The following is a 24,726-nucleotide window of genomic DNA, read 5'->3' on the forward strand; positions in this document are numbered from 1 at the left end:
AACAGGCTCTTAGGCCGCGCATAGCAAGGTGGTGGTGGCCAGGCTGGCACCAAGTCCTGCACCAGCCAATACATCGCTGGGGTAGTGCAGGCCCAGCACGACGCGCGACAGCGCAATCAAGGCGGTGAATGGCACGAGCAACCAGGCCAGCATGGGGAAATAGGCGCAGGCCACGGTCGTGAAGGCAACGGCGTGTAAGGTATGGCCAGAAGGAAAACTGAATTCATCAAGCGCTGCCGTCAGCGCGACCACCTGGCCATCGCGGACATACGGGCGTTTGCGGCTAGTGGCCTTTTTCAGGCCTTTGTAGAGCACCAGGCTGACTGCGCCTACTGCCAGCATCAACACCGCTGCGCGCTGCGACTGGTCCGCACCACTGATGGCAATCATGGCAATCAGTGCATACCAGGCCACGCCATCGCCCAGGCGACTGACGATGCGCATCAGCTGCAAAAACGCGGGGTGTTTGAGCTTGCGCTGCGTGGCCAGGCACAGCAGCAGCTCTTTGTGCGCCAAGCCAGTGCCGGCGGTGCCAGTGCTTAGCTGCGGCTCTAGCACAGCCCACTGCAGGTTGGCGTCGGGCAAGGAAGGCGGCTCGAGCGTTGCTTGTTCCTCATTACAGGTGTTGAGTGGCTTGTGTATGGGGCCCATCTTGCATACTCCTGTCTGCATACGATGCCAGTTCAATGGCATCGTGGTAGTTGGCAATCAGATCGTTCAAAACGGATTTCCAGCTGCGTCCGGTCTCTGCGGCATGGCGTGCCATTTGGCGCAGCATCTGGGGTTTTTGGGCGGCTTGTACCGTGGCATCAATCAGCGCTTGGCGGTTGCCAAATGGCACCAAAATGCCGTTGACCTCATGGCGGATCAACTCTTTGGCGGCCGCGTAGTCAAAGCCCACGACCGGAACACCACTGGCCAGCGCCTCTTGCACCACATTGCCAAACGTTTCGCTCATGCTGGCAAAGACAAACAAGTCGGCAGAGGCGTAATGCGCTCCCAGATCATGGCTGCTGACAGGACCGGTCAAAATGACATCGGGGTAGCTGCTGGCCAGGCGCTGGTATTCAGGGCCACCACCGACCAAGACCAGTTTGGTATAGGGCTTGTGCTGGCGCACTGCTTGCCAGGCTTGCACGACCCAGTCGAGCTGCTTTTCAGCCGCAAGGCGGCCCACACACAGCAGCACCAAGTCGTCCTTGCCAACCCCCCACTGCGTGCGCAAAGCGGCGCTGCGGTATTGCGGGTGGAACAGGCCACGGTCGACGCCGCGCGACATCACGCGCACTTGTTGCATGCCTTGGGCCATCAAGGCTTCGGCCAGCTCGTGCGTTGGCGCCAGGTTGATATGGCAGCGATTGTGAAAACGCACCATGTAGTTCGTCACGGTCTGGCGCAAAAAGCCAAAACGGTAGTGCTCGGTATAGCGGTCAAAATGCGTGTGGTAGCCGCCGACAATCGGCAAGCCCAGGCGCTGGGCCGTGCGCACGGCTGAGTAGCCCAGCGGGCCTTCGGTCAGGACATGCACTACATCCGGGCGCTGCTGGCGCCAGGCTTTCTCCAGCGCTTTGCCAGAAGGCAGGCCAAAGCGTATGCCGTTGTAGCCTGGCACGCCAATGCCTCTGACGAGGGTGGTGGGCAAGTCGGCAAAGCTGACCAGTTGCGTGCGGTCTTCTTCGGGTTGCCGGGGTCTGACAATATGAACCTTGTGGCCTGCTGCCAGCAGTCCGTTGATGACCCGCCCTGCGGTCATGGCCACGCCATTGACCTCGGGTGGGAAAGTCTCCGTGACCAGGCAAACGCGCAAGGGCCTGCGTTGGTCATGCAGATCATCGGGTGTGCGTGATGCTGCTTGGAAGTCATGTTCATTGTTCATGACATACCAATGTAGGTAGGCTCAATGAAAAAATCGTGACAATTGAATGAATCTCATATGACCTAGGGTAAGCACTGGTAAGCCTGTTGAACACGCTCTTGCCGCGTGTTCAAATGCCTTCCCCATATGCGCTGTGCAGGGCGGTCTGGTGTGGGCGCTGAATCGGCGCTTAGTAGCTGCGGCCAGCGCGGTACATCGCATGCTGGCGGCGTTGCAGTGGCGTGGTTTGCTCGACCGCGCTGTGGGTGCGGTGGGCGTTGGCGTGGGTGATTGCCAGGCCCAGCGCGTCGGCTGCATCGGTGCCTGGCAGACCAGGCAATTGCAATAAGCGTTTGGTCATCTCCTGAATTTGAGATTTGGCCGCGCGGCCGTAGCCTGTCATGGCTTTTTTCATTTGCAAGGCAGTGTATTCAGCGACCGGCAAATTGCGCGATACCAGTGCGGCCAGACAGGCGCCTCTGGCCTGGCCCAGCATCAGTGTGGATTGTGGGTTCACGTTGACAAACACAATCTCCACGCAAGCCTGGTCGGGTTGGTAGTGCTCACTGATTTCGACAATCCCATCGAACAGGATTTTCAGCCGCCCTGGCAGATCACCGCGCTCCATCTTGGTTGTGCGAATAGTGCCGCTGGCCACGTACTGCAAATGCTGGCCTTGTACGTCAATGACGCCAAAGCCGGTGGTTTGAAGACCTGGGTCAATGCCAAGAATACGCATGGATAAGAGTGGAGATCAAAGAGTGAGGGGCCAGTTCAAGGGCATGCAAGATTGTAGGGCGCTTGCGTGCAGCCCGATGTTTGAGGGTCGCTGGGCGCAACTGCCCGTGCCAGGGCTACGGTATCTCAATGGCACCCATGCGGCGTGTGATGGTTGCTGTGCGCTGGTTCATATAGGCGCTATTGGGGTTTTGGCCCAGGCGGCGTGGCTGGGGCAACATGACCGCCAAACGTGCGGCCTGCGTGGCGCTGAGTCGATCTGCAGAGGTGTTGAAGTAGTGGCGCGCGGCCGCTTCAATGCCGTAGAGGCCATCGCCCCATTCAACCTGATTGAGGTAGAGGTCGAGAATGCGCTGCTTGCTCAGGCTGGCTTCCAGCATCCAGGCCAGGACCAGTTCCTGGCCTTTGCGAAGCATGTTGCGCTCGCCGGAGAGAAAGAGGTTTTTCGCCAATTGTTGGGTGATGGTCGAGCCGCCCAAAATACGGTCGTTCTGGGCATTGCGCTGCCAGGCGCGCTCAATCGCCGCCCAGTCTGCCCCTCGGTGGGAGAAGAACAAACTGTCCTCCGAGGCGATCACGGCCTTGCGTGCATTGTCAGAGATGTGCTTGCCTGGCACTGGCGTGTGGCGCCATTCAATCGCACGCGCCTGTGCCAAATTTTCCCAAATTGCGCTGCGCTGGAACGCGGTCGACAGGGGCTGGCGCAAATTCATCGAGGCGATGGACAGCGCAAACAGCAGCTGCAGGCTGACACCAGCGAGCAATACCAATGAGCACCAGCGACCTAGGCTGGGCACAATGCGCTTGAAGTCGGGCATAGGCAACAACGGCTTTTGGGCGGTGTGGGCGCAGCAGCCTCAGTGGCTGGCGCTAATTTCCTGGCGCAGCGCTTGCAATACGTCGGCACTAGGTGGGCGCACGCCACGCCAGATCGCAAACGCTTCGGCTGCTTGTTCGACCAGCATGCCCAGCCCATCACGCAGGTGCACTTGCGGGCATTGCTGCTGTGCCCAGCTCAAAAAGGGGGCAGCGGCAGGGCCGTACATCATGTCATAGACCAAGGCCTCGGGATTGAGCAGCTGATCGAGGCGCTTGATCGGCAAGCTCGCTTGTTGCAAGCTGCTGGCCGTGGCATTGATCACAATGTCGATGCGCGGCAGCGCATGGCTATCGACGCTCTCCAGCGCCAAGGCTTGCATTGGCACGCCCCATTGCTGGGCCAGGGCCTGGTGTCTTTGCACCAGCTCCTGGGCCTTGGCCTGCGTGCGGTTGGCAATTGCAATCGAGGCCGGTTGTTGTTCTATCAAGGGTGCCAAAGCGCCCGCGGCGGCACCACCTGCACCGAGCAGCAGCAGGTGTTGGCCAGTGATGTGGGTCTTGGCATTGATGGCGATATCGCGCACCAGGCCCAGCCCGTCGGTGTTGTAAGCGCGAATCTGGCCATTAGGCTCAAACACCAGCGTGTTGGCTGCTTGCGCCAGAGTGACTCTGGGGTCGCGCCAATGGGCCAGCTCGGCGGCTTGCAGCTTGAATGGCACGGTCACATTGGCACCACGTATGCCTTGCAAGCGCAATTGGTGCAGGGTCGCCTCAAAGGCTTCCAGCGGGCTGAGGCAGCGCTCATAGGCCATGCTTTGACTGGTCAAGGCGGCAAACTGCTGGTGGATGCTCGGTGAGCGGCTGTGCGCAATCGGGTTGCCGATCACCACATACTGGTCGGTGGATGGGGAGGTGTGGTCTAAAGGTGCGGACATGGCAACGCCGTTAACAAGGGCAATCAACAAGGGCAATCGAGACAAGCGCCAGCACAAGCCAGGTGGGCATGGGTTGCTTGGGGTGCATTGCGATTCTCGCACGATGGCAGGCCACTCGCCAGATTAGGGCCTGTTCAGGGCGCATCTGGCTGCAATGCGTTCATCATGGGCAGGAGAACGCGCTGTTGCGCTATGGCAATGTGGGGCATCCTCGCTCAAGGCGGCCATACGCCAACTACATGTGCCCAGCATGGAAGCATGTAATGCATGCACCTTGCCCCTGTGAGAGGCATAAAAAAAGCAGCCAAGGCTGCTTTTTTCAAAATAATGGACGGCGACTCTTACGCGGTCACCGTTTTACGGTAGGTCGAAAGCCTACAGCCATCATTATTTTTCTCGTCCAGATGGCTGACGTGTCGGCGTGAGATTCGACTTGTCTGCGCAGACAAGCAGCTATTGTACTGCGTTTGGGAAAATAAGGCAAGTGGTGGAAAATCCTGGCAAAAGTATTCAATCTGTTGGCTTTTGCGCGCATGTTCGTAGCCCAGCGGAAAGCTGCTGTGGGCGTGTTCAAGCAGGCGTGCTCAATTGCACGCGTGTGCTCAGCAGCGTGCGCCCAGGTCTGGATTCGATCTGCAGCGTGCCACCAACGCGGGCAATGCGGGTGGCCATCGAGCGCATGCCAATCCCAAGGCCAGAGGCATCCACGGCATCGACATCAAAGCCCACGCCGTTGTCTTCAATCTCCAGCACCAGCACATCGGCTTCGGGCTGGTGCGAGTAAAAGCGCACCTGGCTGGCCTGGCTGTGCTTGATGACATTGGTCAGGGCCTCTTCAATCAAGCGCGTCATCGCCAGGTACTGCAAGGCGTTCGGTGCGGTGCGCCAGGCATTGGCAAACTGCCAGTCGCACTGGATGTCCAGCGTATCGAGCAGTGTAGAGAAACGGTGGCGCAGTGGTGCCAGCCATTCCTGTTGCGAGGCCGGTACCTTGACTTGCGGCGAAGTGTTGCTGTCGATTGTCTGGCGCAAATCGTTGCGGATCAGTTTGAGCATCGAGAGCATTTGCTCGCGCTCAAGCGCCCCTTCGCCTTGCTCGACAAACGCAATCATGTGCACCAAGGCGCCGCCCAGGCCATCATGCAGGTCATGGGTGAGTCGCAAGCGCTCTTGCAAGCGTGCGTTGGCGAGTTGCTCTTGCTCCAGCTCGGCGCGCAACTGCTCGTTTTTTTTCCGCTCTGTGATATCAAAAGTGAAGCCAATCAAAGCCGTGGTCTGGCCTTGTTCGTCGCACAGCACGTGCACGACTTCACGCACCCAGACGAAATGGCCATTGGCCGTGAGTGCGCGGTAATCGGCTTCATGGTCAACGCCTGCGATGCACAGCTCCACGCAGCGCGAAACGGTGGACTCACGCTCATCGGGGTGAATGCGTTCGGCCCAATCGTTGACGGTTTGCCAGCTCTCTGGACTCCAGCCCAGCAGGGCTTCAATCTGTGGTCCTATGTAGGCGTATTTTTTAGTGGCCCAGTCAATTTTGAAGGGAATAGCCAGCGTGGACTCCAGCAGCGTTTGGTACAGGCCGTTGTCGGTGCTGGGCTCCAGTGTGCGCAAGCGAATTAAGGCTTCACTCATGGTGCAATCATGTCAAGGGTGGGTGGATTGAGGGCAGGCCATTCCAGAACCAGTGAAAATAGCCGCCTTTAACGCGCAGTAAAGTGTGGGTGTGGATGCTGGCTTGTTTGAGTCCAGGCCAGCAGGCCAGGGCCGCGTTGCGGGTGCCGTGCAAATCTAAAAAATCGGCCTGCATGCCGTCGCCGCGAGACGGGGAGTACAGGGCAAAGCCTCTGGGCAGCCAAAGGTCCGCGAGACAGATTGTATTCAGTTTCTTCCAGAAGCGGCCCACCGAAACCACCCGCGGCTGATGGGGGTCCGTTGAGACAAAGACATGCGGGAAGTCGTGGTATTCCAAATCGGTGCAGACCTGGCCCAGCATGTGAAAGCCCGTGCCTTGGTAGGGCGAGCGGTGACCGGCAAATAGGCCGTATTCAAATTGGGCTTGGGCCATGTCTTCTGTCGGGCCGTGAATCCGAATGCCTTGGCCAGGCTCAATCAGTGTCAGGCCAAAAGCCGCTGCTGTATCGCGGGTGGCGATCAAGGGCGCGTACTGGACGCTGGTAGCATCAATCAGCAATTCGGTTTGGTCGCCATACTCTGGCTCAGGCGCCCTTGTGGTCTGTGCGTACACCTGGTAGGGATTGCCCATGCGGACGCTGCCGTCAGCGCGTGCTTCTTGCACTTCAAGGATGTTGCTTGGCAACTCCGTCAGGTAGTCGGGCTTGCCATCGACAATACAAAAGAATGGCGTTTTTTGGAGGTCAACGGGGTCTCTGCTGTGTTCTTTGACAAACAGCGTGGGCTCAAAATAGTCTTGGGACATCGCAGGCCAATCTTAAGAGGAGTCGGGGTTTAATAAATCGTCACCATGCGGCGGCAATGCCGTTGATGGGGGCAGCGCTGCTTGCGCCAGTTCATACTGCCTCTTTATGATCTCCGTGCAGCCGCGCAATGCGCTCTTTGAACATTGCGCGGCTGCGCGGAGATTGTCCACGGCACTTAACCAACCAATTTGCGCCGCCGCGCTTCATGTGCAGCCTGGGTGCGTGAGGACACCGACAACTTGCGGTACACATTCTTGATGTGCGACTCGACCGTGTAGCGTGACAAAAACAAGCGCTCTGCAATTTCGCGGTTGTTCATGCCTTCGACGACCAGGTGCAAGATGGTGCTCTCGCGCTGGCTCAGGCCGGCATCATCTGAAGGTAGCCTGTCACCAGCAGGCGCAGGTGTTTCGGCCAGGGCCGGCAGCTCATCGATGATACGTCTGGCAATGAACGGGTCAATTGGCGCGCCGCCACGCAATACGCTGCGCAAGGCCACGGCAATTTCCAGGTCGTCGCGCTCTTTGAGTACATAGCCGATGGCACCAGCGCGTAGCGCGGCCAAAATCGCTTCCTGGGTGCTCCAGGCGGAAATCACCAGCATCGGTAAATTGGGAATTTTGGCGTTCAATTCAGCAATCAGCTCGGCACCATTGCCGTCGGGCAGACCTAAATCAATCAGTGCCAGTGAGACGGCGTGGTCGGCCTCATCGGCCACATAGCGGCGTGCCTCGCTGAGCGAGCCGACCATCACCAGCGCATCTGGTACATACCCCATCTGCAACAACAGCCGCTCTAGTCGGTTGCGTACCAAGGGGTTGTCTTCCACCACCAAAACGGGGGCAGGCAGTGCGAGGTCAGCACTGAGCTTGTGTGTCTCCATACGATCCTTTAAATGTGCAGAGTTGCGGCATTATTGAGGTTTTGCGCGTAGGTGACCATCCCTGAAATTGGTGATTCTTGGGTGCGGCCCCGTCTGCCTGCAGACCATATGGCTGTGCACATGGCTGTGTATTGGGCCTTTGGTGTGACAAGCCGCTCGGGCCACCTCTGGCAATGCGGTAGGCGGTGATAGTGCGCAACCCAATGTGGCGTCAAGCGGTCTGGCCAAACCGCATGTCGACTTCCCCTACGGTAAGTTCTGGCTACAGACGGCTTTTTGCATTTTCTTTTTCTAAGAGCCTGTCCATCATCTCGGCGCGCACGGTCTGCGGTGGGATGGTGATCAAGCACTCAGATCGTAAGTCAGCCAAGTCGTGCGTTCGGCAAGGCTGTCATAGAGCCGCTGCGCTGTGTGGTTGTCGCTGGCTGTTACCCAGCGTACCAACGGCCACTGCTGTGCTTGTGCAATCGCTTGCACACCCTCAATGAGGCGACGCGCGATGCCTGCACCGCGGTGCTCGGCGGCGACAAACAAATCGTCCAGATAGCCAATGTCCTGGCCTATCAAGGCATCGGGGCAGGCGCGAAAATGCGCCAATCCGACTAAGCCATGCGCTGCAGAGACCGCCACAAGCGCTTGTAGTGGATGGCTTGTGTCGTGCAGCCAAGCCCAGCTTCTAGCCAGGATGGTGTCGTTGATAGCCACTTTGTAAAACTGCGCGTATTGGCTAAACAGCACTTGCCATTGGGCCTGGTCTTGCAAGCCGATGGCGCGGATTTCGATGGAGTTCATGGCACTCGATTGTAGGGGTGGTAAGGGTGCATCTCTTGCGCCAACCAAACACCCATTGGCCAGGCGAGGGCAGTGGGTAAACAAGAGTGCCGCCGCATGTCCTGCGCCAGTTCATGCAGCACGTCAGCGGCTGGCTATGGCGCGCTAGTTGTTCACTGGGCAGTTACGCTTGCATTGGTGCATGGGAGAGCACTGCTACAGATTACGGCGTATTGCGCAGCACATGGCTGTCACGCACCCGGCGCGTAAAGCCGCTGCGGTCAAAATACTCCAGCACCTGAATGGCGCGTTTGCGGCCCAGCGCCGTGGCATCGCGAAAATGCCTGGCTTCTATGGCTAGTTGTGGCGATTGCTGGGCAATGGTGCTGGCGATGGCTTGCAAGCGCTCAATTGCGGTGGGTGTGTAGAACAGGTCCTTGACCACCTGGAACAAACGGCCTTGGCGGCTGAGCTTGCGCAGCAAGGCGCGCACCGTGTCTTCGGCCACGCCATGGTCGCGCGCCAGATCGCGTACCCAGGGTGGCTCAAACTGGCCGTCTTCCAAATCAGGCAGCATTTGCTGAGCCAATTGTTCTTCGGCCGCGCTGAGCTGCACGCTGTGGCCGGGGGCATGCAACCAAGGGCCGCTTTGGTGGAGGCTGCCGCCTTCCACCAAGCTGTTGAGTACGCCTTGCCAGAGTAAATCGTATTTGCTGTGCGACAGGCCCGGCAAGCCAATGCGGCGCAAGCGCGCTGCATTCACGCCGGGCTCGTCAGGGCTGCGCTCATGAAAGCGTTGCAAGGCATGCAGCACTTGCTGTTGCAAGGCCAGCCAATGCCTCTCTGAGAGCAAAATCGGGTCTGTATCCTGGGTGTTTTTGCCCAAGACCACAACCCCTTTGGGCGTTGTGATCTGCTCTGGCGTCCAGCCCATCAAGCGCGCCAGTTGCAAGCGGCTGATGCCCCAGGCAGCATGCGCGATCAATTCGGACACATCGCCGCTTGCCAGCGCATGGTGCATGGCCTGCAAATAGGCGATGCGCTCGCTGCTGCGGCGTTTGCGCTCGGGCGGGTAGGGGTCAAGCACGGTGCCACCGGCCAGTGTATGGCTGGCCTGGGCATTGCGCACAATGAAGTGGTCGCCAGCCACAGCATACACATCGGCATCCAGCACCAGTTGCGCCAGACCTTGCTCGCCGGGGCTGAGGTGTTCGCAGTCCAAGGGCACGACATGGGCAACATGATGGCTGGTGCCAATGTGCAAGTGCACGGTGCTCCATTGCTGCAGTGTATTGGGGGCGTGTTTGCCGTGTTGGGCTGCGGCTGGCAAGACGTTTTGTGGCAAAACGCGTAGCCGCACATCCAGGCGGCGTGTGGCTTGCAAGGCCAAAGGCTGGGCGATCCAGTCGCCGCGTGCAATCGCCTCCTTGTCAATACCGGCAAGATTCAAGGCCACGCGCTGGCCTGCATGGCCGCTTGGCGCGGCCTGGTTTTGCGCATGGATGCTGCGCACCCGGACCATTTGGCCAGTGCCAGAATGTTGCAATTGTTCGCCCACTTGCACTTGGCCGCCAAACACCGTGCCTGTGACCACCGTGCCTTGGCCTTGCAAGCTGAAAGCGCGGTCAACAGCGAGCCGAAACAAGCCTTGCTGCGGGCGGGCAGGAAAATGCCTGGCCAGTGTGAGAAGGTGCTCGCGCAAGGCCAAGGTGCCCGCATCGCCTGCTTGGGCTGCATTGGTGGCAAAAATGGGGGCTGTAGCCAGTGGTGTATTGCCCAGCAACTGTTCAATTGCGCGCTGCACTTGCCCCAGGCGCTCTGGGCTGACCCGATCGGCCTTGGTCAGGGCCACGGTGCCGTGCTGCACACCCAGCAAGGCGATGATGGCCAGATGCTCCTGCGTTTGCGGCATGATGCCGTCATCGGCCGCCACCACCAACAGCGCATGGTCAATGCCCACGGCGCCAGCGGCCATGGTGTGGATGAATTTTTCATGGCCCGGCACGTCGATAAAGCCCAGAATGTCTTGCGTCTGCGGTACTGGAATATACGCATAGCCCAGCTCGATCGAGATGCCGCGGGTTTTTTCTTCCTTGAGCCGGTCGGTGTCGACGCCAGTGAGCGCACGCACCAAGGTGGTTTTGCCGTGGTCGATGTGGCCAGCGGTGCCGATGATCATGGTGCGTCTTTCTGGGGCGTGTGTGGCAGGTTCAGCTGTACGGTCAATTGCGCCAGTTGCGCAGTGAACAGCGCTTGGTCGGCTTCTTCCAGACAGCGCAGATCCAGCCACAAGGCATCGTCCTGCAGGCGGCCTATGACAGGGCGGTGCAGCTGGCGCAGTGCGGTTTCAAGCCGATGCAGTTGGCGGCCGGATTGTTTGCGCTCGGCCGGACGAATCACCAGGCCATGGCTGGGCAGGCTCTCGACCGGCAGCGCGCCACTGCCAATCTGGCTGTGCATAGGGGCTTGTGCCACCACATAGTCGCTGCCCAAGGCTGTTTGCAGCACGGGGATTAATTGTTCAGCCTGGGCTTGCATCGCTTCTGCGCTGCGGGTGAACAGGCGCAAAGTGGTCAGGCGCTGCGCCAGTTGTTCAGGATGCAGGTACAGGCGCAAGGTCGGCTCCAGTGCTGCCAGTGTCAGCTTGCCAACCCGCAGCGCCCGTTTGAGCGGGTTTTTCTTGATTTGCGCAACCAAGTCCTTGCGCCCGGCGATGATGCCCGCTTGTGGCCCGCCCAGCAGCTTGTCACCGCTGAAGGTCACCAAATCGGCGCCGGCAGCGATCGTCTCGCGCACCGTGACTTCGTGCGGCAAGCCCCATTGGCGCAGATCGACCAGTGTGCCGCTGCCCAAATCCACCATCAGCGGCAATTGACTGGCATGGGCAATCTGGCCCACCTCGGCATCGCTGACGGCTTTGGTAAAGCCGCTGATCGCGTAGTTGCTGCAATGCACTTTCATCAACAGGCCGGTGGCTTCAGTGATGGCGGTTTCATAGTCGCGTGCATGCGTGCGGTTGGTCGTGCCAACCTCGACCAACTTGGCGCCTGCGCGCTGCATGATGTCGGGGATGCGAAAGGCGCCGCCAATCTCGACCAGTTCCCCGCGCGAGACGATCGCTTCTTGGCCTGCAGTCAAGGTGTTCAGACACAGCAGCACGGCTGCGGCATTGTTGTTGACGATGGTCGCCGCTTCGGCGCCGGTCAGCTCACAAATCAGCGCCTCGACCAAGTCATCGCGGTCGCCGCGCCCGCCGGTCTCCAGGTCGTATTCGAGGTTGCTGGGCGTTTGCAGCGCTTCGGTGACTGCATCAATCGCTTCTTGCGGCAGCAGTGCCCGGCCCAAATTGGTGTGCAAGACCGTGCCGGTGAGGTTAAAGACTGCTTTGAGGCGCGGCGCCATGCGCGTTTTGAGCGCCTGTTCGGCCTGGTCGAGCAAGGCCTCGTTGCTAGGCGCGTGGCCAGCTTCTGGCTGTGCACGCCAAAGGCTGCGGGCGTGAGCCAGTGCGGTGCGAATCGCCTCGGTGGTTTGGGTCTTTCCGTATTCGCCCAACAAGTCTATGCTGCGCGGGTGTTGCAGTAGCTTGTCAACGGAGGGCAGGACTGGGGCTGCGGTCATAAAAGCACGGGGTTCTTGGTGTCAGGTACCAGTGCGTCTACCCGTTTGGGCTGGCGCACTACAGACCAACTACTGTAACCCAGGCCAAGCCCTATGTGCGGGCGATCATTGGCGTACCTAAAAAAACCGCATCCAACCAAGGCGGTTGGATGCGGTTGCTGGGCCATCGCGCAGCGGACTGTGCCGCTGTGCCATGTTGTGGTGGCTTAGTCCAAGCTAGCGCCTGAGCTTTTTACCACTTCAGCCCATTTCTGGGTTTCGCTGGCCATGAAGGCGGCGAATTCTTCAGGTGTTTCGCTGTAGGCGGTGCTGCCCTGGTCGGCGAATTTCTGCACCAGCTTAGGATCTTGCAGCGCTTTGACCAGCGAGGCATGCAGCTTGGCCACAATCGGCTCTGGCGTGCCAGCGGTCACATACAAACCAAACCACGAGGTGGCTTCATAGCCAGGGATGCCCGCTTCGGCAATGGTAGGCACATCAGGTAATTCTGGCGAGCGCTCGGCAGTCGTCACGGCAATTGGCACCAGTTTGCCAGAGCGCACATGGCTGATGGCCGATGGCATATTGTCAAACATGATCGCTACTTGGTTGCCCAGCAAATCGGCCACTGCAGGCGCACTGCCGCGGTAGGGGATGTGCTGCATGTCGATGTCGGCCATTTGCTTGAACAACTCGCCCGATAGGTGGATCGAGCTGCCATTGCCCGAGGAGCCAAAGTTCACCACGCCTGGATTGGCTTTGGCGAAATCGATCAGTTCCTGCACGGTTTTGAATGGCTGCTGTGGGTTGGCAACCAGCAGGTTGGGCACCAGGGCCACGCGGCTCAATGGCTGGAAGTCTTTGACTGGGTCAAACGGCAGTTTTTTGTACAGGCTTTCGTTGATGGCGTGGGTGCCCACGGTGCCCATGAACAAGGTGTAGCCATCGGGCTTGGCGCGCGCTGCCATTTGCGCGCCGATGTTGCCGCCAGCGCCTGCGCGGTTGTCGATCACTACGCTTTGGCCCAGATCCTCGCTCATGTACTGGCCGATGATGCGGGCCAGAATGTCGGTGGTGCCACCGGCGGCAAATGGCACGACCAGCGTTATCGGCTTGGCTGGGAAATTATCGGCAGCAAAAGCGCTAGGCAGCAGCGCTGCGCCGAGGCTGAGGGCAGCAGCTGCGCGCAGGATGGCACGACGGGCGTTGAATCGGATTGAGGTCATAGTTATCTCCAGCAAAGCAAAGGGAAAAAGACTGCCACTTGTGTTATGGGTATTGCTACTAGCGGGTGTGGCAGTCTGAGGGTGCCAGTTTGGCTTATGGCCAAAACAGCGCGGAGACGATGTAGATCGCTCCTACAACGAACATCGAGACCACGGTATAGCCCATGATGTCCTTGAGTTTGAGTTTGGACAGCGCCAAGGCTGGCAGGATCCAGAAAGGTTGCACCAGATCGTTCCAACCATTGCCCAGCATCACCGACATGGCGGTATGGGCCTGCGAGGCACCCAGGGTCTTGGCCGCTTCAATCATGAATGGGCCTTGCAGCACCCAGTGGCCACCGCCCGATGGCGCAAAGAAGTTGATGAAGAACGAGCTGATCAGACCCCACAGTGGCAGCGTGGCGGTAGTGGAGAAGCTGACGAATACATCGGCAATCGATTCGACCAGGCCCGAGGCGTGCATGATGGCCATGATGCCGGCGTAGAACGGGAACTGCAAAATGATGCCGCCGATGGTTTTGACGCCTTCATTGACTTTTTCCACGTACTTCATCGGCGTGCCCAAGAGCAAGATGCCCAGGAACAGGATGAAGAAGTTGATCATGTTCAGATCGAGGTTGCCGTTGTTGTAGAAGTGCAAGCCCACATAAGCCATGCCGGTCAGGCCAATCAACAAGCTCAGGATGCGGCTGTTGTTCAGGCGGCCAGCGAAGGTTTTCTCGTCGCCCAGCAGGCTTTCTGTAGGGGTGCTTTTGGCGTCGTCGTTGGCGATGTTTGCGCTGATTTCGGTGACTTTTTCACCGGCCTTGGGGTGCATCGAGGCATTGACCAGTGGCAGCACGATCAGCACGACCAGAGCGGTGAGCAAGATGTGTGGCGAGAAAATGGTCTCAGTGAGCGGGATGATGCCCATTTGCTGCTCAAAGCTGTGGCCCTTGGTGGAGATCAGCACCGGAATCGTTGCTGACAGCCCCAGGCTGTACATCGTAAAGCCGGTGTAGGCCGAGGCAATGATCAGCGGGTAGTGCACGCCTTTGACGCGCATCGCCAGCTTTTTGGCCATGATGCCGCCAATCACCAGGCCAAAGCCCCAGTTCAGGTAGCTGCCCACGCAGCCGACCACCGTGGCCATGATGATCGCACCGCGCGGTGTGTGCACGAATGCGGCAATGCGGTTGAGAAAGCGGTCGACGATGGGCGCTGCTGCCAGCACATAACCCATCACCAAAATCACCGCCATTTGGGTGGTAAAGGCCAAGAGGCTCCAGAAGCCCTTGCCCCAGTCCTGCACGACCAGATCAATCGGCCGGTTCTCTACCGAGAACGCCAGCGCCATGGTCAGCAGTGTCAGCAAGATCGCAAATACAAACGGGTCGGGCAGATACTTGCGCATCAGCTCAGTGAAGAAAGCGGTGATTTTTGACATAAATGTCTTTTCAAAGCAAAAGAAAGAGCAGGGATGGCGTGCTGCAGGCACGCCTGAGGGGGAAACAGTGAGGAGAAATCGAAAGCGAATGGGGCTGTTTAAACAGGCGCGACGCCTACCGTCATGCCACCGCAGACATATAGCGTCTGGCCGGTGACAAAACCGCTGCGCTCATCGAGCATGTAGGCCACGGCATGGGCGACGTCATCTGGCGTGCCAACGCGTTTGACAGGCACGGACTGGATGATTTTTTGTGTGCGCTCAGCGCCGGGCGGGTTGGCCTTGTCAAACAGCTCCGTGCGAATTGGGCCAGGGCCAATCGCATTGGCAGTAATGCCCCATTGGCCCAGCTCGAGCGCCCAGACGCGGGTCATGCCGATCAGGCCAGCCTTGGTGGCCGCATAAGCCGTGCGCAAGTCTTTGCCCAGCGCCGCGCGCGAGGACATATTGACGATGCGGCCAAACTGGGCAGCTTGCATGCCGGGCAGCAAGGCCTGCATGCACTGGAATGCGCAGCGCAGGTTCAACGAGACGGCCAGATCGAATTCGGCCAGCGTTTGGCTGGCGGCGTCGTTTGGCACGACGATGCCGACGTTGTTCACCAGGCGCGTGATCGGGCCGTCTTCCAGTGCCAGCTCCAGCGCGCGGGCCGTGTCTTCGGCGCTGCTCAGGTCGGCCTGAATGGCTTTGAACGCTGCGGGCACCTGGTCAATCTGGCGGTCAATGATGACCGGCTCATAACCGTCGGCGTGGCAGCGCTGTGCTGCAGCAGCACCAATGCCGGCGCCGCCACCGGTAATCAGAACGCGTGGGCGTGCGACGTTGGCTGGGGTCGAGGAAGGGGACATGGAACTCTCCAAATGGGAAGGCAGCTGCTTTACAGATAGCTCTGGCCAGCCACATAGGCCTTGCGCCAGCGCGTGATGCGCACTTCGGCAAACAGCTGGGCCTGGTAGAACGGGTCGGACTCGATGAAGGCTTGTGCGGCCTCGCGGCTATCCAGGTCCACGACGTACAGGCCACCGCCCTTGTCGCTGCCATCGTCTTGCAGCTTGGCACCGCAGGCCAGCAGCAGTTGGGCGTTGCGTTCTAGGAATTCCAGATGCGCCGGGCGGTGCGCTTGGCGCACGGCCTGGTGCTCTGGTTTGTCGAAAGTTTCAATGATGTAGGGCATGGTGGCTCCTGGATTGGGCGCGGCAAGCGTGCGTGTGGCTGGTTGCCTTCACAAAAGGGGGGGATTGCGTCAGCGAGAAACGGGCCGTCTCAGACGGTGGCAATCGGTGTCACTGGCGAGGCAATCGCCCCTGGCAGATTCAGCGGCGGCGCAGTCAGCAAAAAGCGGCTGCGGCCTTGGGCGCGCAGCCAATGCGCCAGCGGCGTCAAGTGCCACAACTCACCCAGGTGAAGGCCCAGCTTGAACAGGCAGTGTTCATGCAATGGCAAACCGGCGCAGCAGTGCGCGCCAGGCACGGCCGGGTAGGCTTCGACCGCGTAGTTGTCCGAAGCCAATACGGCAATTTGGCTGTCGCTGAGCCACTGCAGCAGTTTCTCGTCGCGGCCATTGAGCACCGCGCCGCTGTTGTTCAGCACCGCAGGGTCGGGGTTTTTCTGCATGTTCAGCACGGTCTGGGCAAAGCCGGTGTGCATGCACAGCATGTCGCCCGTTTCAATCTCCAGCTGGTCGGCCTCGATCACGCGCATCCATTCGTCGTAGCCGATCAGGGTGCGGGCATCGCCAAAGTGCGCATGCAAGTCCAGCATCACGCCACGTCCTTGCACACCGTTTTGGGCCATGGCTTCAATACCCAGCGCTTTGGCGCAGCTGGTCGAGCCACTGCTTTCTTCGGTCGGCATGCCGGTGTCGCGCACCAGCAGCGGGCCCAATACGTCAATGCCTGCGGCAAAGCCGTTGTAGTACAGCGGCTCGGGCACGCCATCGCCGTTGGCATCGAACAGGGAGCCCACATGGGCAAAGCCGTCCCACTGGGTCGAGTACTGCAGCGACAGCACGACCATGTCGTCAGACAGCACATCGGTGCGGCCAGGCTCCAAATCACCCAGCAGGCAGTTGAAGTTGACCAGGCCCTTGCGCTGCAGCGGTCGCAGTACGGGTGGTTTGCGGTTGGGGTTCAGTGCCGTGCCGCCGGGGTAGTCCAGTGGCAGGCTGAGCGAAAAACGCAGGCCCTCGCGCACTTCGGCCACGCCTTGTCGAACCTTGGCGGCAGTGAGCAGGTTGAGGCGGCCGAGCTGATCGTCTGGCCCGAAGTCGCCCCAGGTCGAGCCTGCGGGGCGATGCTTCCAGCGTGGATTGGCATGTGACATGCTTGTTTCCTTCGATTATGGCAAACGGCGGCGGCGTTGCGCGGGGGGCCGGTTGCTCAGTGTTTTTGCAAGAAGCTACCCAGCGCCAAATCAAAGGCCTGTGGTGCTTCGAGGTTGGACAGGTGCGAGGCGGGCACGGTGGCCAGCTCTGCGCCTGCAATGGCAGCCTGCATGGCCTGTGCGTCGGCCACGGTGGTGACTGGGTCGGCGCTGCCACCAATCAGCAAGGTCGGTGTTTGAATGCTGCTGATTGCCGCGCGCAGGTCTTCGGTGGCCAGGGCTTCGCAGCAGCTGGCGTAGCCCTCTGGCGGAATGCTGGCAATCCAGGCCTGGGCGGTTTGCACGACTTGCGGCTGGCTGGCGATAAAGCTGTCGGTGAACCAGCGGCTGGGCGAGGATTCAGCAAGGGTTTGCATCGCGGCGCTGCCGTTGGCGCGCACCATGGCAGCACGCTCACGCCAAGCAGCCTCAGCGCCGATTTTGGCGGCGCTATTGGCCACCGTGATGCTGCGCAGGCGTTGGCCAGCGTGTACACCCAGCCACAGACCGGTCAGGCCACCCATCGAGATGCCGCAGAAATGCGCTTGTTCAATGCCCAGGCTGTCGAGAATGGACAGCACATCGCCACCCAGTTGTGCGAATTGGTAAGGGCCTGCATTGGCGATGCTGGCGCCGTGGCCACGCGTGTCGTAACGCAGCACGCGGTACTGCTTGCTGAAGGTCATCGCTTGTGCATCCCACATCTCCAAGGTTGTGCCCAGGGAGTTGGAAAACACCAGCACTGGCGCCCCTTCTGGGCCTTGCAGGTCAATGCGGAAGTTGCCGTTGGTTGTTGCGAGTTGCTGAGTTGCCATGGTGGTCTCTTTTTCAAAAATTGCCCGCATTGCGTGTGGCGAGTCGGGCTGCGCCCGCATGCCGAGGCTGCGGTGAAGAGTGCATGGGCGGGCTGCGCATGCAGACCTGCCAGTCAATGGATTGGGCTAGGAGCGTGCTCCTGAGCCCATCTTGTGGTTATCAGACTTTCTCGATAACCATTGCAATGCCTTGGCCCACGCCAATGCACATCGTGCACAGCGCGTAACGGCCGCCCAAGGTGTGCAATTGGTTGACCGCAGTTGTGGCCAAGCGCGCACCCGAGGCACCCAGTGGATGGCCCAGTGCAATGGCTCCGCCCCATTGGTTGACGCGTTTGTCATCGTCGGCAATGCCCAAATCGCGCAGCACCGCCAGGCCTTGTGCGGCAAAGGCTTCGTTGAGTTCGATCACATCGATGTCGGCCAGGCTCAAACCGGTTTGCGCCAGCACCTTGCGCACTGCAGGTGCTGGGCCAAAGCCCATGATGCGTGGTGCAACGCCAGCAGTGGCCATGCCAATGATGCGCGCGCGTGGTGTCAGGCCGTATTGCTTGACGGCATCGCCGCTGGCCAGCAGCAGCGCGCAGGCGCCATCGTTCACGCCTGAGGCATTGCCGGCTGTGACTGTGCCGCCTTCACGCACCACGCCTTTGAGTTTGGCTAGTGCTTCCAAGGTGGTGGCGCGTGGATGCTCGTCTTGGCTCACGACAACTGGATCGCCTTTTTTCTGCGGGATCGAGACTGGCACAATCTCACGGGCCAGGTGGCCAGCGGCAATCGCAGCAGCGGCTTTTTCTTGCGAGGCCAGTGCCATGCGGTCCTGCGCTTCTCGCTCGATCTTGAAATCGTCGGCGACGTTTTCGGCAGTTTCTGGCATCGAGTCCACGCCGTACATGGCCTTCATGCGCTTGTTGACAAAGCGCCAACCGATGGTTGTGTCATAGACAGCGTTGTTGCGGCTAAAGGCGGTCTCTGCTTTAGGCATCACAAATGGCGCGCGGCTCATGCTTTCGACACCGCCGGCAATCATCACCTGTGCTTCGCCGGATTTGATCGCGCGCGCAGCTGTGCCCAGCGCATCCAGGCCTGAGCCGCACAGGCGGTTCAAGGTGCCGCCAGGCACGCTGTCTGGCACGCCTGCGAGCAGCAAGGCCATGCGGGCAACGTTGCGGTTGTCTTCTCCGGCCTGGTTGGCGCAGCCCAGCAGCACGTCATCAATCGCAGCAGGGCTCAGGCTGGGGTTGCGCGCCAGCAACTCTTTGATGGGCAGCGCTGCCAGATCGTCGGGGCGCACTGTGGCCAGTGCGCCGCCGTATTTGCCAAAGGGGGTGCGCATGGCATCGCAGATAAAGGCATCAATCGTCATGTGAGGAGTCCAGAAACGGGGTCAAGGAGCTTGTCAGTCAAGCGCCGTATCGGCTCGCTTGTGGCAAGGCGGCAAAAGTAGGGGCTGGCCTGGTGGTGTTTGATGCGTGGCCAGGCCTTGGCGCACAGTGGGGCGAGTGGCGCTTATGCAGCCAGAATCGGCAGTCCCACCAGCGCTTCGAGTTCTGCATGGCTGATGCCAGCAACGCTGTCGATCAACTGCAGACCTTGGGGCGTGCAGGCAAAAGAGGCCAAATCGGTGTAGATGCGCTTGACGCAGGCAATGCCAGTGAGCGGGTAGCTGCACTCTGAGACGATTTTGCTTTGACCGGTTTTGGTCAGCAAGTCCATCATCACCCAGGTTTGTTTGGCGCCAATGGCCAAATCCATTGCGCCGCCCACGGCTGGAATCGCGTCAGGCGCACCGGTGCTCCAGTTGGCCAGATCGCCAGTTGCGGACACCTGGAACGCGCCCAGCACGCAAATGTCCAAATGGCCGCCGCGCATCATCGCGAAGCTGTCGGCATGGTGGAAGTACGCACCACCTGGCAGCAAGGTCACTGGTTGTTTGCCTGCATTGATCAGGTCGAAGTCTTCGTGGCCTGCAGCAGGTGCTGGGCCCATGCCCAGAATACCGTTTTCGCTGTGCAAGATGACCTCCAGACCCGCAGGGATGTGGTTGGCCACTTGGGTGGGCATGCCGATCCCTAAGTTCACGTAAGCGCCGTCGTGGATGTCTTGTGCGACACGGCGAGCCAGTTCGTCTTTGGTGCGACGTTGGTAGTTGGTGCTCATGGAATGTCTCTCGAATCAAGCGGCTTTGAAGCCTGCGCCTTGGGTCACGGTGCGTGCCACAGGCACGATGCGGCTGACGAAAATACCTGGGGTGACGATGTTCTCGGGGTCCATCTGGCCCAGCTCCAGCACTTCATGCACGGTGGCAATCGTGGTTTTGGCTGCTGTTGCCATCACCGGGCCGAAGTTGCGCGCTGACATGCGGAAGTTCAGATTGCCCCAGCGATCGCCTTGTTCGGCTTTGATCAAGGCCACATCGCCATAAATCGGGTACTCGAGGACATAGTGGCGGCCATTGATTTCGCGGGTTTCCTTGCCTTTGGCCAGTTCGGTGCCATAGGCGGTTGGGCAAAAGAATGCGCCTACGCCAGCGCCAGCGGCGCGAATGCGCTCGGCCAGATTGCCTTGGGGCACCAATTCCAGCTCCAGCTTGCCGCTGCGGTACAGCTCATCAAACACGTAGGAGTCGACTTGGCGGGGGAAGCTGCAAATGATCTTGCGCACGCGCCCGGTTTTGAGCAGCGCGGCCAGGCCGGTATCGCCATTGCCGGCGTTGTTGTTCACCACGGTCAAGTCACGCGCGCCTTGCGCAATCAGGCCATCGATCAGCTCGTTGGGAATACCGGCAGTGCCAAAGCCACCGATCAGTACCGTGGCACCGTCTTGGATGTCCGCCAAAGCCTCGCTGACGGTAGGAATGATTTTGTTGATCATGCTTCGCTTTGCAAAAAAATCAAAAAATATGTTCGCAATAAGAACAAATGTTCGCTAAAAGAATTTTATCCTTTTTATAATCGGAGCAAATGCACACAGAACCACCAATAACTAGGGGTTTACCCCAGCCCGGAGACAGCTACGTGCAATCCTTTGCGCGTGGTTTGGCCGTGATCCGCTCCTTCAATGCCGAGCATGCCGAGCAAACGCTGAGCGAGGTCGCCATGCGCACCAGCTTGACACGCGCAGGCGCGCGCCGCATCTTGCTGACGCTGCAGGCGCTTGGCTATGTGGTCACTGATGGCAAGTACTTTCGCCTGACGCCACGCATCTTGGATCTGGGCTTTGCCTACCTGTCATCCATGCCGATGTGGGATTTGGCTGAGCCGTTCATGAGCGAGTTCGTCAACCAGGTGCACGAGTCCAGCTCGGTCGCGGTGCTGGACGGCACAGACGCTGTCTATGTGCTGCGTGTGCCGACGCAGAAGATCATGCGGATTTCGCTGGGCATAGGCTCGCGCCTGCCGGCTTACTGCACCTCGCTAGGGCGGGTGTTGCTGTCAGGCTTGTCGCAAGAAGAGGTGCGGGCGGTTCTGGAGCAGTCCGACATCCGCGCCACAACGCGCAATACGCTCACCGATATTGACCACATCGAAGCGCGCGTGCAGCAGGTGCGAGAGCAAGGCTGGTGCTTGGTTGATCAAGAGCTGGAAGAGGGCCTGATCTCCATGGCCGCACCGATTCGTAATAAGCAGGGTAGAGTCGTGGCAGCCATCAATGTCAGCGGCCAGGCCAACCGCACGAATGCGCAGGAAATGCAAGAGCGCATGCTGCAGCCGCTGCTGCAGGTGGCGCAGTCGATTTCGAAGATGGTGATGAGTTCGCGCTGAGTGGACTCGGCGCATTGCGGGAGGGCGGGGGCAGACCCCGCCTTTATTGTTTGTGCTTGCCTGTCGCTTCTTTCAATTAATGGCAACTCAGCTGCGACAGCCCAATCCTTACTGGCCAGCAGCTGAGGCATCGTGGTGAATGTTTGGCTGCTGACAGGCTGACCCACAAGATTACACAGCCAATGGTTTTTCAATCGCCAGCAAGGGGTTGTCGCTGGCGCGGGCAAAGTCGCTCTCGCCCATCAGCAAGTCCAGCATCAGGCTGGCCAGGTCGTCTGCCAGCGGCTCGGCGTACGGGTCTTTTTCCTGGTTGGCGATTTTGCGGTAGGTATGGCATTGATCACAGGTTTCGGCCAATACGACCTGGTCCTGCACTTCACGCCCGGCCGCGTCGGTCTTGCCTTCCAGCGTTTGCATGCCCTGGTAGTTGATGCCTTTGGTCGATTCGCAGTGGCTGCATTTGACGCGCACCATATGCCATTCGGTGCAGCACAGGCTGCAGTGCAGGTAACGGTGGCCGGCTGCTTGGCCGCCAATGCGCAATACGCTGGCCACTGGCGTGCTGCCGCAGACCGGACAGACGGTGGCCGGCTCTGCATAAGGCACGGTTTTTTCCAGCAGATGCGCAGCAATATGCGCGTATTCGACTTGCAAGGCAGCCATCACCAGCGGGGCCATGGCCAGTTCGTCGCGGCCAATATTGCCAGCCAGGATTTGGCGGCCCAGCCGGTTCAGGGCCTCGTCATCTTGGCTATACAAGCGCTCTAATACCGGTGTTAATCCAGCCGGCGTATTGGCGTTGTCGCTGCGCAGCTCGTCGATCATGGCCCGCAGGCTGTGTTGCCAATGCTGGGGCAGCGGGCCGTGGGTGCTGAGCAGTGGCATGCCGTTGGCATTGGCCTGGTCGATCTGCGTTTGTGGCAGGGCCTCAGGCGTTGACAGTTCACGCGCACGGTGCTGCTGCGCTTGCACGATGCGGGCGGCAAAGCGCAGGTAGTCGGCAATTGGGTTGCCATCTGCCAATTGCATGAGGCGCGCAGCGCGCTCCTGGAACAGCAGACTCGGTTGCGGCAGGCGCACACGAGGGAAGTGGATGCTGTCCAGTGCTTCGATTTCACCGGGTTGAAGAATGCGTTGCATGGTGGTTAGAGGCCAGGGAGAATGAAAAAACGCCGAGAGCAAGACTCGGCGTGGGCGTTGACAGGATCGGGGCGGTTGGAGCTTTGATCCAGCGCAAGTCTGAGGGCTGCTGCAATGGATGGTTCTACCACAAACGGCAGACCAGCCCCCTTGCTACTTGCTTTGGCTTACTGCTCGCTGGGGCTGACCGCGTTGCGCTCTTTGGCTTGGTGCTGAGCGGCCAAGTCGTTTTCGCGCTCGACGACCTCGTCATACCAGAGGCGGTGGTTGCGGCGTGCCCAGGCGTAGCTGACGGTGCCACGGGTCATGGCCTTGATGGAGCCTTTGACCCAGATTGCAGCATAAATATGCACGATGATGCAGGCAATCAAGCCGGCACCAAATGCGGCATGCAACAGCGATGCCCAGCGGCGCACATCAATCGGGAAGTAGCCACTGAAGTACTGCTTCCACATGATGATGCCGGTCACCAGCAGGCCTATCATGCACACCAGCAAAACCCAGAACAGGATTTTCTGGCCCGCGTTGTATTTGCCAATCGGGGGCAGATTCTCTTCGCGGTTATTCAGCATGTCCATGGGCTGCTTCATCCACTGGATGTCGGCCTTGTCCAGGAAGTTGTGGCTCCAAAAACGCACAACCAAACAGCTGAACGAGGCGAACATCACCAGCCCAATAAATGGATGCAGGATGCGTGTCCACGGCCCACCACCGAGCACGGCGCTGAGAAAGAACATCGACGGATGGAACAAGGCCAGGCCCGACAGTGCCAGCAGCACAAAGCTGATTGCGGTGATCCAGTGGTTGGTGCGCTCGTTGGGCGTGTAGCGCTGGATTGCCGGCTTGCCCTCAGCGTCAGTGGCAAAGTCCGAAGGGGTCGGCAGATGGCGTTTACTCATGAGGCGTCTCCTTACCGGCAGGGGCGTCTGCTTGGCCATGCATGTGCTCGTCAGTGTCGTGCGCATGCGGTTCTTTGACCCCGGCAGCGTTGCGGCGTGCAAGTGCGCTGGCGACCTCGGTGTCTTCATCTTTCTCGCTAGGCTGGTTCGGGCCTACGCGGGTGTAATGGAAGAAACCGCCAATCGCAGCCAAGGCCAGGCCAGCCAGGGCCAGTGGTTTGGCAACACCTTTCCAGACCGCAACCATGGGGCTGATCTTGGGCGAATCGGGCAAGCCGTGGTAGAGCGAGGGTTTGTCGGCATGGTGCAGCACGTACATCACGTGCGTGCCGCCGACACCCGCAGGGTCGTACAGACCGGCCTGGTCGTAGCCACGCTCTTTCAGATCGACGATGCGGGTCTCGGCCTGGTCAATCATGGCCTGTTTGGTGCCAAACATGATCGCACCGGTCGGGCAGGTTTTGACGCAGGCAGGCTCCTGGCCGACGGCCACGCGGTCTGAACACAAAGTGCATTTATAGGCTTTGTGGTCTTTCTCCGAAATACGCGGCACGTTGAACGGGCAGCCCGTCACACAGTAGCCGCAGCCAATGCAGTTTTCCTCTTGGAAATCCACAATGCCATTGGTGTACTGGATGATCGCACCGGGCGATGGACAGGCCTTGAGGCAGCCCGGGTCGTCGCAGTGCATGCAGCCGTCCTTGCGGATCAGCCACTCCAGGTTGTCGGTCTGCGGATTCTCATACTCGGTAAAACGCATCACGGTCCACGAGTTGGGGGTTAAATCCATCGGGTTGTCATAGACCCCGTGGTTAAAACCGACCACATCGCGCGTGTCATTCCATTCCATGCACGCGGTCTGGCAGGCTTTGCAGCCGATGCACTTGCTAACGTCGATGAGTTTGGCGACCTCGCCCGAGCGTGGCTCGCGTATCGATGGAGAGGGCGTAGTCGTGGCTGAGCGCCGTCTGATGTCAAGGGATTGCATGGACATATCAGGCCCATCCATTCGCCCACAGGGCGTTCAAGGCCTCTGGTCGAGGCAGTGAGAAAAAA

At 59.7% G+C, this 24,726-nt stretch carries 24 protein-coding genes; 1 reads left to right on the forward strand and 23 read right to left on the reverse strand.

Going from position 1 to position 24,726, the window contains the following annotated elements:
* Window positions 1-9: 9 nt before the first annotated feature.
* The 20 genes from E8K88_RS07245 to E8K88_RS07340 form a co-directional block, all read right to left on the reverse strand.
* Entirely contained in the window at window positions 10-651 is a 642-nt protein-coding gene (locus E8K88_RS07245) for a phosphatase PAP2 family protein (protein WP_205880040.1), read from the reverse strand.
* A complete protein-coding gene (locus E8K88_RS07250; RefSeq protein WP_136405980.1) occupies window positions 617-1,876 on the reverse strand; it encodes a glycosyltransferase family 4 protein in 1,260 nt (419 codons plus the stop codon). The genes E8K88_RS07245 and E8K88_RS07250 overlap by 35 nt, the downstream gene beginning before the upstream one ends.
* A gap of 169 nt (window positions 1,877-2,045) precedes the next feature.
* Window positions 2,046-2,594: a crossover junction endodeoxyribonuclease RuvC gene (gene ruvC / locus E8K88_RS07255; RefSeq protein WP_136405981.1), complete on the reverse strand. Its 549-nt coding sequence runs from the start codon at window positions 2,592-2,594 to the stop codon at window positions 2,046-2,048.
* Between the two features lie 115 nt (window positions 2,595-2,709).
* Window positions 2,710-3,390: a monofunctional biosynthetic peptidoglycan transglycosylase gene (gene mtgA / locus E8K88_RS07260; protein WP_136406025.1), complete on the reverse strand. Its 681-nt coding sequence runs from the start codon at window positions 3,388-3,390 to the stop codon at window positions 2,710-2,712.
* 60 nt (window positions 3,391-3,450) lie between these two features.
* Window positions 3,451-4,347: a shikimate dehydrogenase gene (aroE, locus tag E8K88_RS07265; protein WP_136405982.1), complete on the reverse strand. Its 897-nt coding sequence runs from the start codon at window positions 4,345-4,347 to the stop codon at window positions 3,451-3,453.
* A gap of 570 nt (window positions 4,348-4,917) precedes the next feature.
* Window positions 4,918-5,982 carry a sensor histidine kinase gene (locus tag E8K88_RS07270; protein WP_136405983.1) on the reverse strand — a complete coding sequence of 355 codons (1,065 nt, stop codon included), beginning with the start codon at window positions 5,980-5,982 and terminating at the stop codon, window positions 4,918-4,920.
* 7 nt (window positions 5,983-5,989) lie between these two features.
* A complete protein-coding gene (locus E8K88_RS07275) occupies window positions 5,990-6,787 on the reverse strand; it encodes a hypothetical protein (protein ID WP_136405984.1) in 798 nt (265 codons plus the stop codon).
* Between the two features lie 176 nt (window positions 6,788-6,963).
* Window positions 6,964-7,671 (reverse strand): LuxR C-terminal-related transcriptional regulator, encoded by a 708-nt coding sequence (locus tag E8K88_RS07280; protein WP_136405985.1) that lies wholly within the window; start codon window positions 7,669-7,671, stop codon window positions 6,964-6,966.
* A 342-nt stretch (window positions 7,672-8,013) separates the two neighbouring features.
* Window positions 8,014-8,463 (reverse strand): GNAT family N-acetyltransferase, encoded by a 450-nt coding sequence (locus E8K88_RS07285; protein WP_136405986.1) that lies wholly within the window; start codon window positions 8,461-8,463, stop codon window positions 8,014-8,016.
* A 202-nt stretch (window positions 8,464-8,665) separates the two neighbouring features.
* The gene (gene selB / locus E8K88_RS07290) at window positions 8,666-10,621 is read right to left on the reverse strand and encodes a selenocysteine-specific translation elongation factor (protein ID WP_136405987.1); all 1,956 of its coding nucleotides are present in this window, start codon (window positions 10,619-10,621) and stop codon (window positions 8,666-8,668) included.
* Window positions 10,618-12,060 (reverse strand): L-seryl-tRNA(Sec) selenium transferase, encoded by a 1,443-nt coding sequence (gene selA / locus E8K88_RS07295; protein WP_136405988.1) that lies wholly within the window; start codon window positions 12,058-12,060, stop codon window positions 10,618-10,620. The genes selB and selA overlap by 4 nt, the downstream gene beginning before the upstream one ends.
* A gap of 206 nt (window positions 12,061-12,266) precedes the next feature.
* A complete protein-coding gene (locus tag E8K88_RS07300; protein ID WP_136405989.1) occupies window positions 12,267-13,265 on the reverse strand; it encodes a Bug family tripartite tricarboxylate transporter substrate binding protein in 999 nt (332 codons plus the stop codon).
* Between the two features lie 94 nt (window positions 13,266-13,359).
* Complete coding sequence (locus tag E8K88_RS07305) at window positions 13,360-14,691, reverse strand: short-chain fatty acid transporter (RefSeq protein WP_136405990.1); 1,332 nt, start codon at window positions 14,689-14,691, stop codon at window positions 13,360-13,362.
* Window positions 14,692-14,789: 98 nt separating this feature from the next.
* Window positions 14,790-15,539: an SDR family oxidoreductase gene (locus E8K88_RS07310; protein WP_136405991.1), complete on the reverse strand. Its 750-nt coding sequence runs from the start codon at window positions 15,537-15,539 to the stop codon at window positions 14,790-14,792.
* A 29-nt stretch (window positions 15,540-15,568) separates the two neighbouring features.
* Window positions 15,569-15,865, reverse strand: coding sequence for a YciI family protein (locus E8K88_RS07315; protein WP_136405992.1), 297 nt, complete (start codon window positions 15,863-15,865; stop codon window positions 15,569-15,571).
* Window positions 15,866-15,954: 89 nt separating this feature from the next.
* The gene (locus E8K88_RS07320; RefSeq protein WP_136405993.1) at window positions 15,955-17,013 is read right to left on the reverse strand and encodes a cyclase family protein; all 1,059 of its coding nucleotides are present in this window, start codon (window positions 17,011-17,013) and stop codon (window positions 15,955-15,957) included.
* A gap of 56 nt (window positions 17,014-17,069) precedes the next feature.
* Window positions 17,070-17,867, reverse strand: coding sequence for a 3-oxoadipate enol-lactonase (pcaD, locus tag E8K88_RS07325; protein WP_136405994.1), 798 nt, complete (start codon window positions 17,865-17,867; stop codon window positions 17,070-17,072).
* A 160-nt stretch (window positions 17,868-18,027) separates the two neighbouring features.
* The gene (pcaF, locus tag E8K88_RS07330) at window positions 18,028-19,233 is read right to left on the reverse strand and encodes a 3-oxoadipyl-CoA thiolase (RefSeq protein WP_136405995.1); all 1,206 of its coding nucleotides are present in this window, start codon (window positions 19,231-19,233) and stop codon (window positions 18,028-18,030) included.
* Between the two features lie 143 nt (window positions 19,234-19,376).
* Window positions 19,377-20,027 (reverse strand): 3-oxoacid CoA-transferase subunit B, encoded by a 651-nt coding sequence (locus E8K88_RS07335; protein ID WP_136405996.1) that lies wholly within the window; start codon window positions 20,025-20,027, stop codon window positions 19,377-19,379.
* A gap of 15 nt (window positions 20,028-20,042) precedes the next feature.
* Complete coding sequence (locus E8K88_RS07340) at window positions 20,043-20,741, reverse strand: 3-oxoacid CoA-transferase subunit A (protein WP_136405997.1); 699 nt, start codon at window positions 20,739-20,741, stop codon at window positions 20,043-20,045.
* Between the two features lie 89 nt (window positions 20,742-20,830).
* Between E8K88_RS07340 and E8K88_RS07345 the strand changes: the two genes are divergently transcribed.
* A complete protein-coding gene (locus E8K88_RS07345; RefSeq protein WP_136405998.1) occupies window positions 20,831-21,631 on the forward strand; it encodes an IclR family transcriptional regulator in 801 nt (266 codons plus the stop codon).
* A 171-nt stretch (window positions 21,632-21,802) separates the two neighbouring features.
* On the opposite strand, the gene fdhE is transcribed toward E8K88_RS07345, so the two are convergent.
* The 3 genes from fdhE to fdxH form a co-directional block, all read right to left on the reverse strand.
* Window positions 21,803-22,771: a formate dehydrogenase accessory protein FdhE gene (gene fdhE / locus E8K88_RS07350; protein ID WP_136405999.1), complete on the reverse strand. Its 969-nt coding sequence runs from the start codon at window positions 22,769-22,771 to the stop codon at window positions 21,803-21,805.
* Window positions 22,772-22,938: 167 nt separating this feature from the next.
* Window positions 22,939-23,670, reverse strand: coding sequence for a formate dehydrogenase subunit gamma (locus E8K88_RS07355; protein ID WP_136406000.1), 732 nt, complete (start codon window positions 23,668-23,670; stop codon window positions 22,939-22,941).
* Window positions 23,663-24,664 carry a formate dehydrogenase subunit beta gene (fdxH, locus tag E8K88_RS07360; protein ID WP_136406001.1) on the reverse strand — a complete coding sequence of 334 codons (1,002 nt, stop codon included), beginning with the start codon at window positions 24,662-24,664 and terminating at the stop codon, window positions 23,663-23,665. Before fdxH ends, E8K88_RS07355 begins: the two co-directional genes overlap by 8 nt.
* Window positions 24,665-24,726 lie beyond the last annotated feature (62 nt).

Source organism: Lampropedia aestuarii, assembly GCF_004803635.1.
Lineage (GTDB): Bacteria > Pseudomonadota > Gammaproteobacteria > Burkholderiales > Burkholderiaceae_C > Lampropedia > Lampropedia aestuarii.

Bases quoted from the DNA above. Each gene is read 5' to 3' on its own strand.
- E8K88_RS07245 (WP_205880040.1), bottom strand. From the start codon at position 651: ATGGGCCCCATACACAAGCCACTCAACACCTGTAATGAGGAACAAGCA.
- E8K88_RS07250 (WP_136405980.1), bottom strand. From the start codon at position 1,876: ATGAACAATGAACATGACTTCCAAGCAGCATCACGCACACCCGATGAT.
- ruvC (WP_136405981.1), bottom strand. From the start codon at position 2,594: ATGCGTATTCTTGGCATTGACCCAGGTCTTCAAACCACCGGCTTTGGC.
- aroE (WP_136405982.1), bottom strand. From the start codon at position 4,347: ATGTCCGCACCTTTAGACCACACCTCCCCATCCACCGACCAGTATGTG.
- E8K88_RS07270 (WP_136405983.1), bottom strand. From the start codon at position 5,982: ATGAGTGAAGCCTTAATTCGCTTGCGCACACTGGAGCCCAGCACCGAC.
- E8K88_RS07275 (WP_136405984.1), bottom strand. From the start codon at position 6,787: ATGTCCCAAGACTATTTTGAGCCCACGCTGTTTGTCAAAGAACACAGC.
- E8K88_RS07280 (WP_136405985.1), bottom strand. From the start codon at position 7,671: ATGGAGACACACAAGCTCAGTGCTGACCTCGCACTGCCTGCCCCCGTT.
- E8K88_RS07285 (WP_136405986.1), bottom strand. From the start codon at position 8,463: ATGAACTCCATCGAAATCCGCGCCATCGGCTTGCAAGACCAGGCCCAA.
- selB (WP_136405987.1), bottom strand. From the start codon at position 10,621: ATGATCATCGGCACCGCTGGCCACATCGACCACGGCAAAACCACCTTG.
- selA (WP_136405988.1), bottom strand. From the start codon at position 12,060: ATGACCGCAGCCCCAGTCCTGCCCTCCGTTGACAAGCTACTGCAACAC.
- E8K88_RS07300 (WP_136405989.1), bottom strand. From the start codon at position 13,265: ATGACCTCAATCCGATTCAACGCCCGTCGTGCCATCCTGCGCGCAGCT.
- E8K88_RS07305 (WP_136405990.1), bottom strand. From the start codon at position 14,691: ATGTCAAAAATCACCGCTTTCTTCACTGAGCTGATGCGCAAGTATCTG.
- E8K88_RS07310 (WP_136405991.1), bottom strand. From the start codon at position 15,539: ATGTCCCCTTCCTCGACCCCAGCCAACGTCGCACGCCCACGCGTTCTG.
- E8K88_RS07315 (WP_136405992.1), bottom strand. From the start codon at position 15,865: ATGCCCTACATCATTGAAACTTTCGACAAACCAGAGCACCAGGCCGTG.
- E8K88_RS07320 (WP_136405993.1), bottom strand. From the start codon at position 17,013: ATGTCACATGCCAATCCACGCTGGAAGCATCGCCCCGCAGGCTCGACC.
- pcaD (WP_136405994.1), bottom strand. From the start codon at position 17,867: ATGGCAACTCAGCAACTCGCAACAACCAACGGCAACTTCCGCATTGAC.
- pcaF (WP_136405995.1), bottom strand. From the start codon at position 19,233: ATGACGATTGATGCCTTTATCTGCGATGCCATGCGCACCCCCTTTGGC.
- E8K88_RS07335 (WP_136405996.1), bottom strand. From the start codon at position 20,027: ATGAGCACCAACTACCAACGTCGCACCAAAGACGAACTGGCTCGCCGT.
- E8K88_RS07340 (WP_136405997.1), bottom strand. From the start codon at position 20,741: ATGATCAACAAAATCATTCCTACCGTCAGCGAGGCTTTGGCGGACATC.
- E8K88_RS07345 (WP_136405998.1), top strand. From the start codon at position 20,831: ATGCACACAGAACCACCAATAACTAGGGGTTTACCCCAGCCCGGAGAC.
- fdhE (WP_136405999.1), bottom strand. From the start codon at position 22,771: ATGCAACGCATTCTTCAACCCGGTGAAATCGAAGCACTGGACAGCATC.
- E8K88_RS07355 (WP_136406000.1), bottom strand. From the start codon at position 23,670: ATGAGTAAACGCCATCTGCCGACCCCTTCGGACTTTGCCACTGACGCT.
- fdxH (WP_136406001.1), bottom strand. From the start codon at position 24,664: ATGTCCATGCAATCCCTTGACATCAGACGGCGCTCAGCCACGACTACG.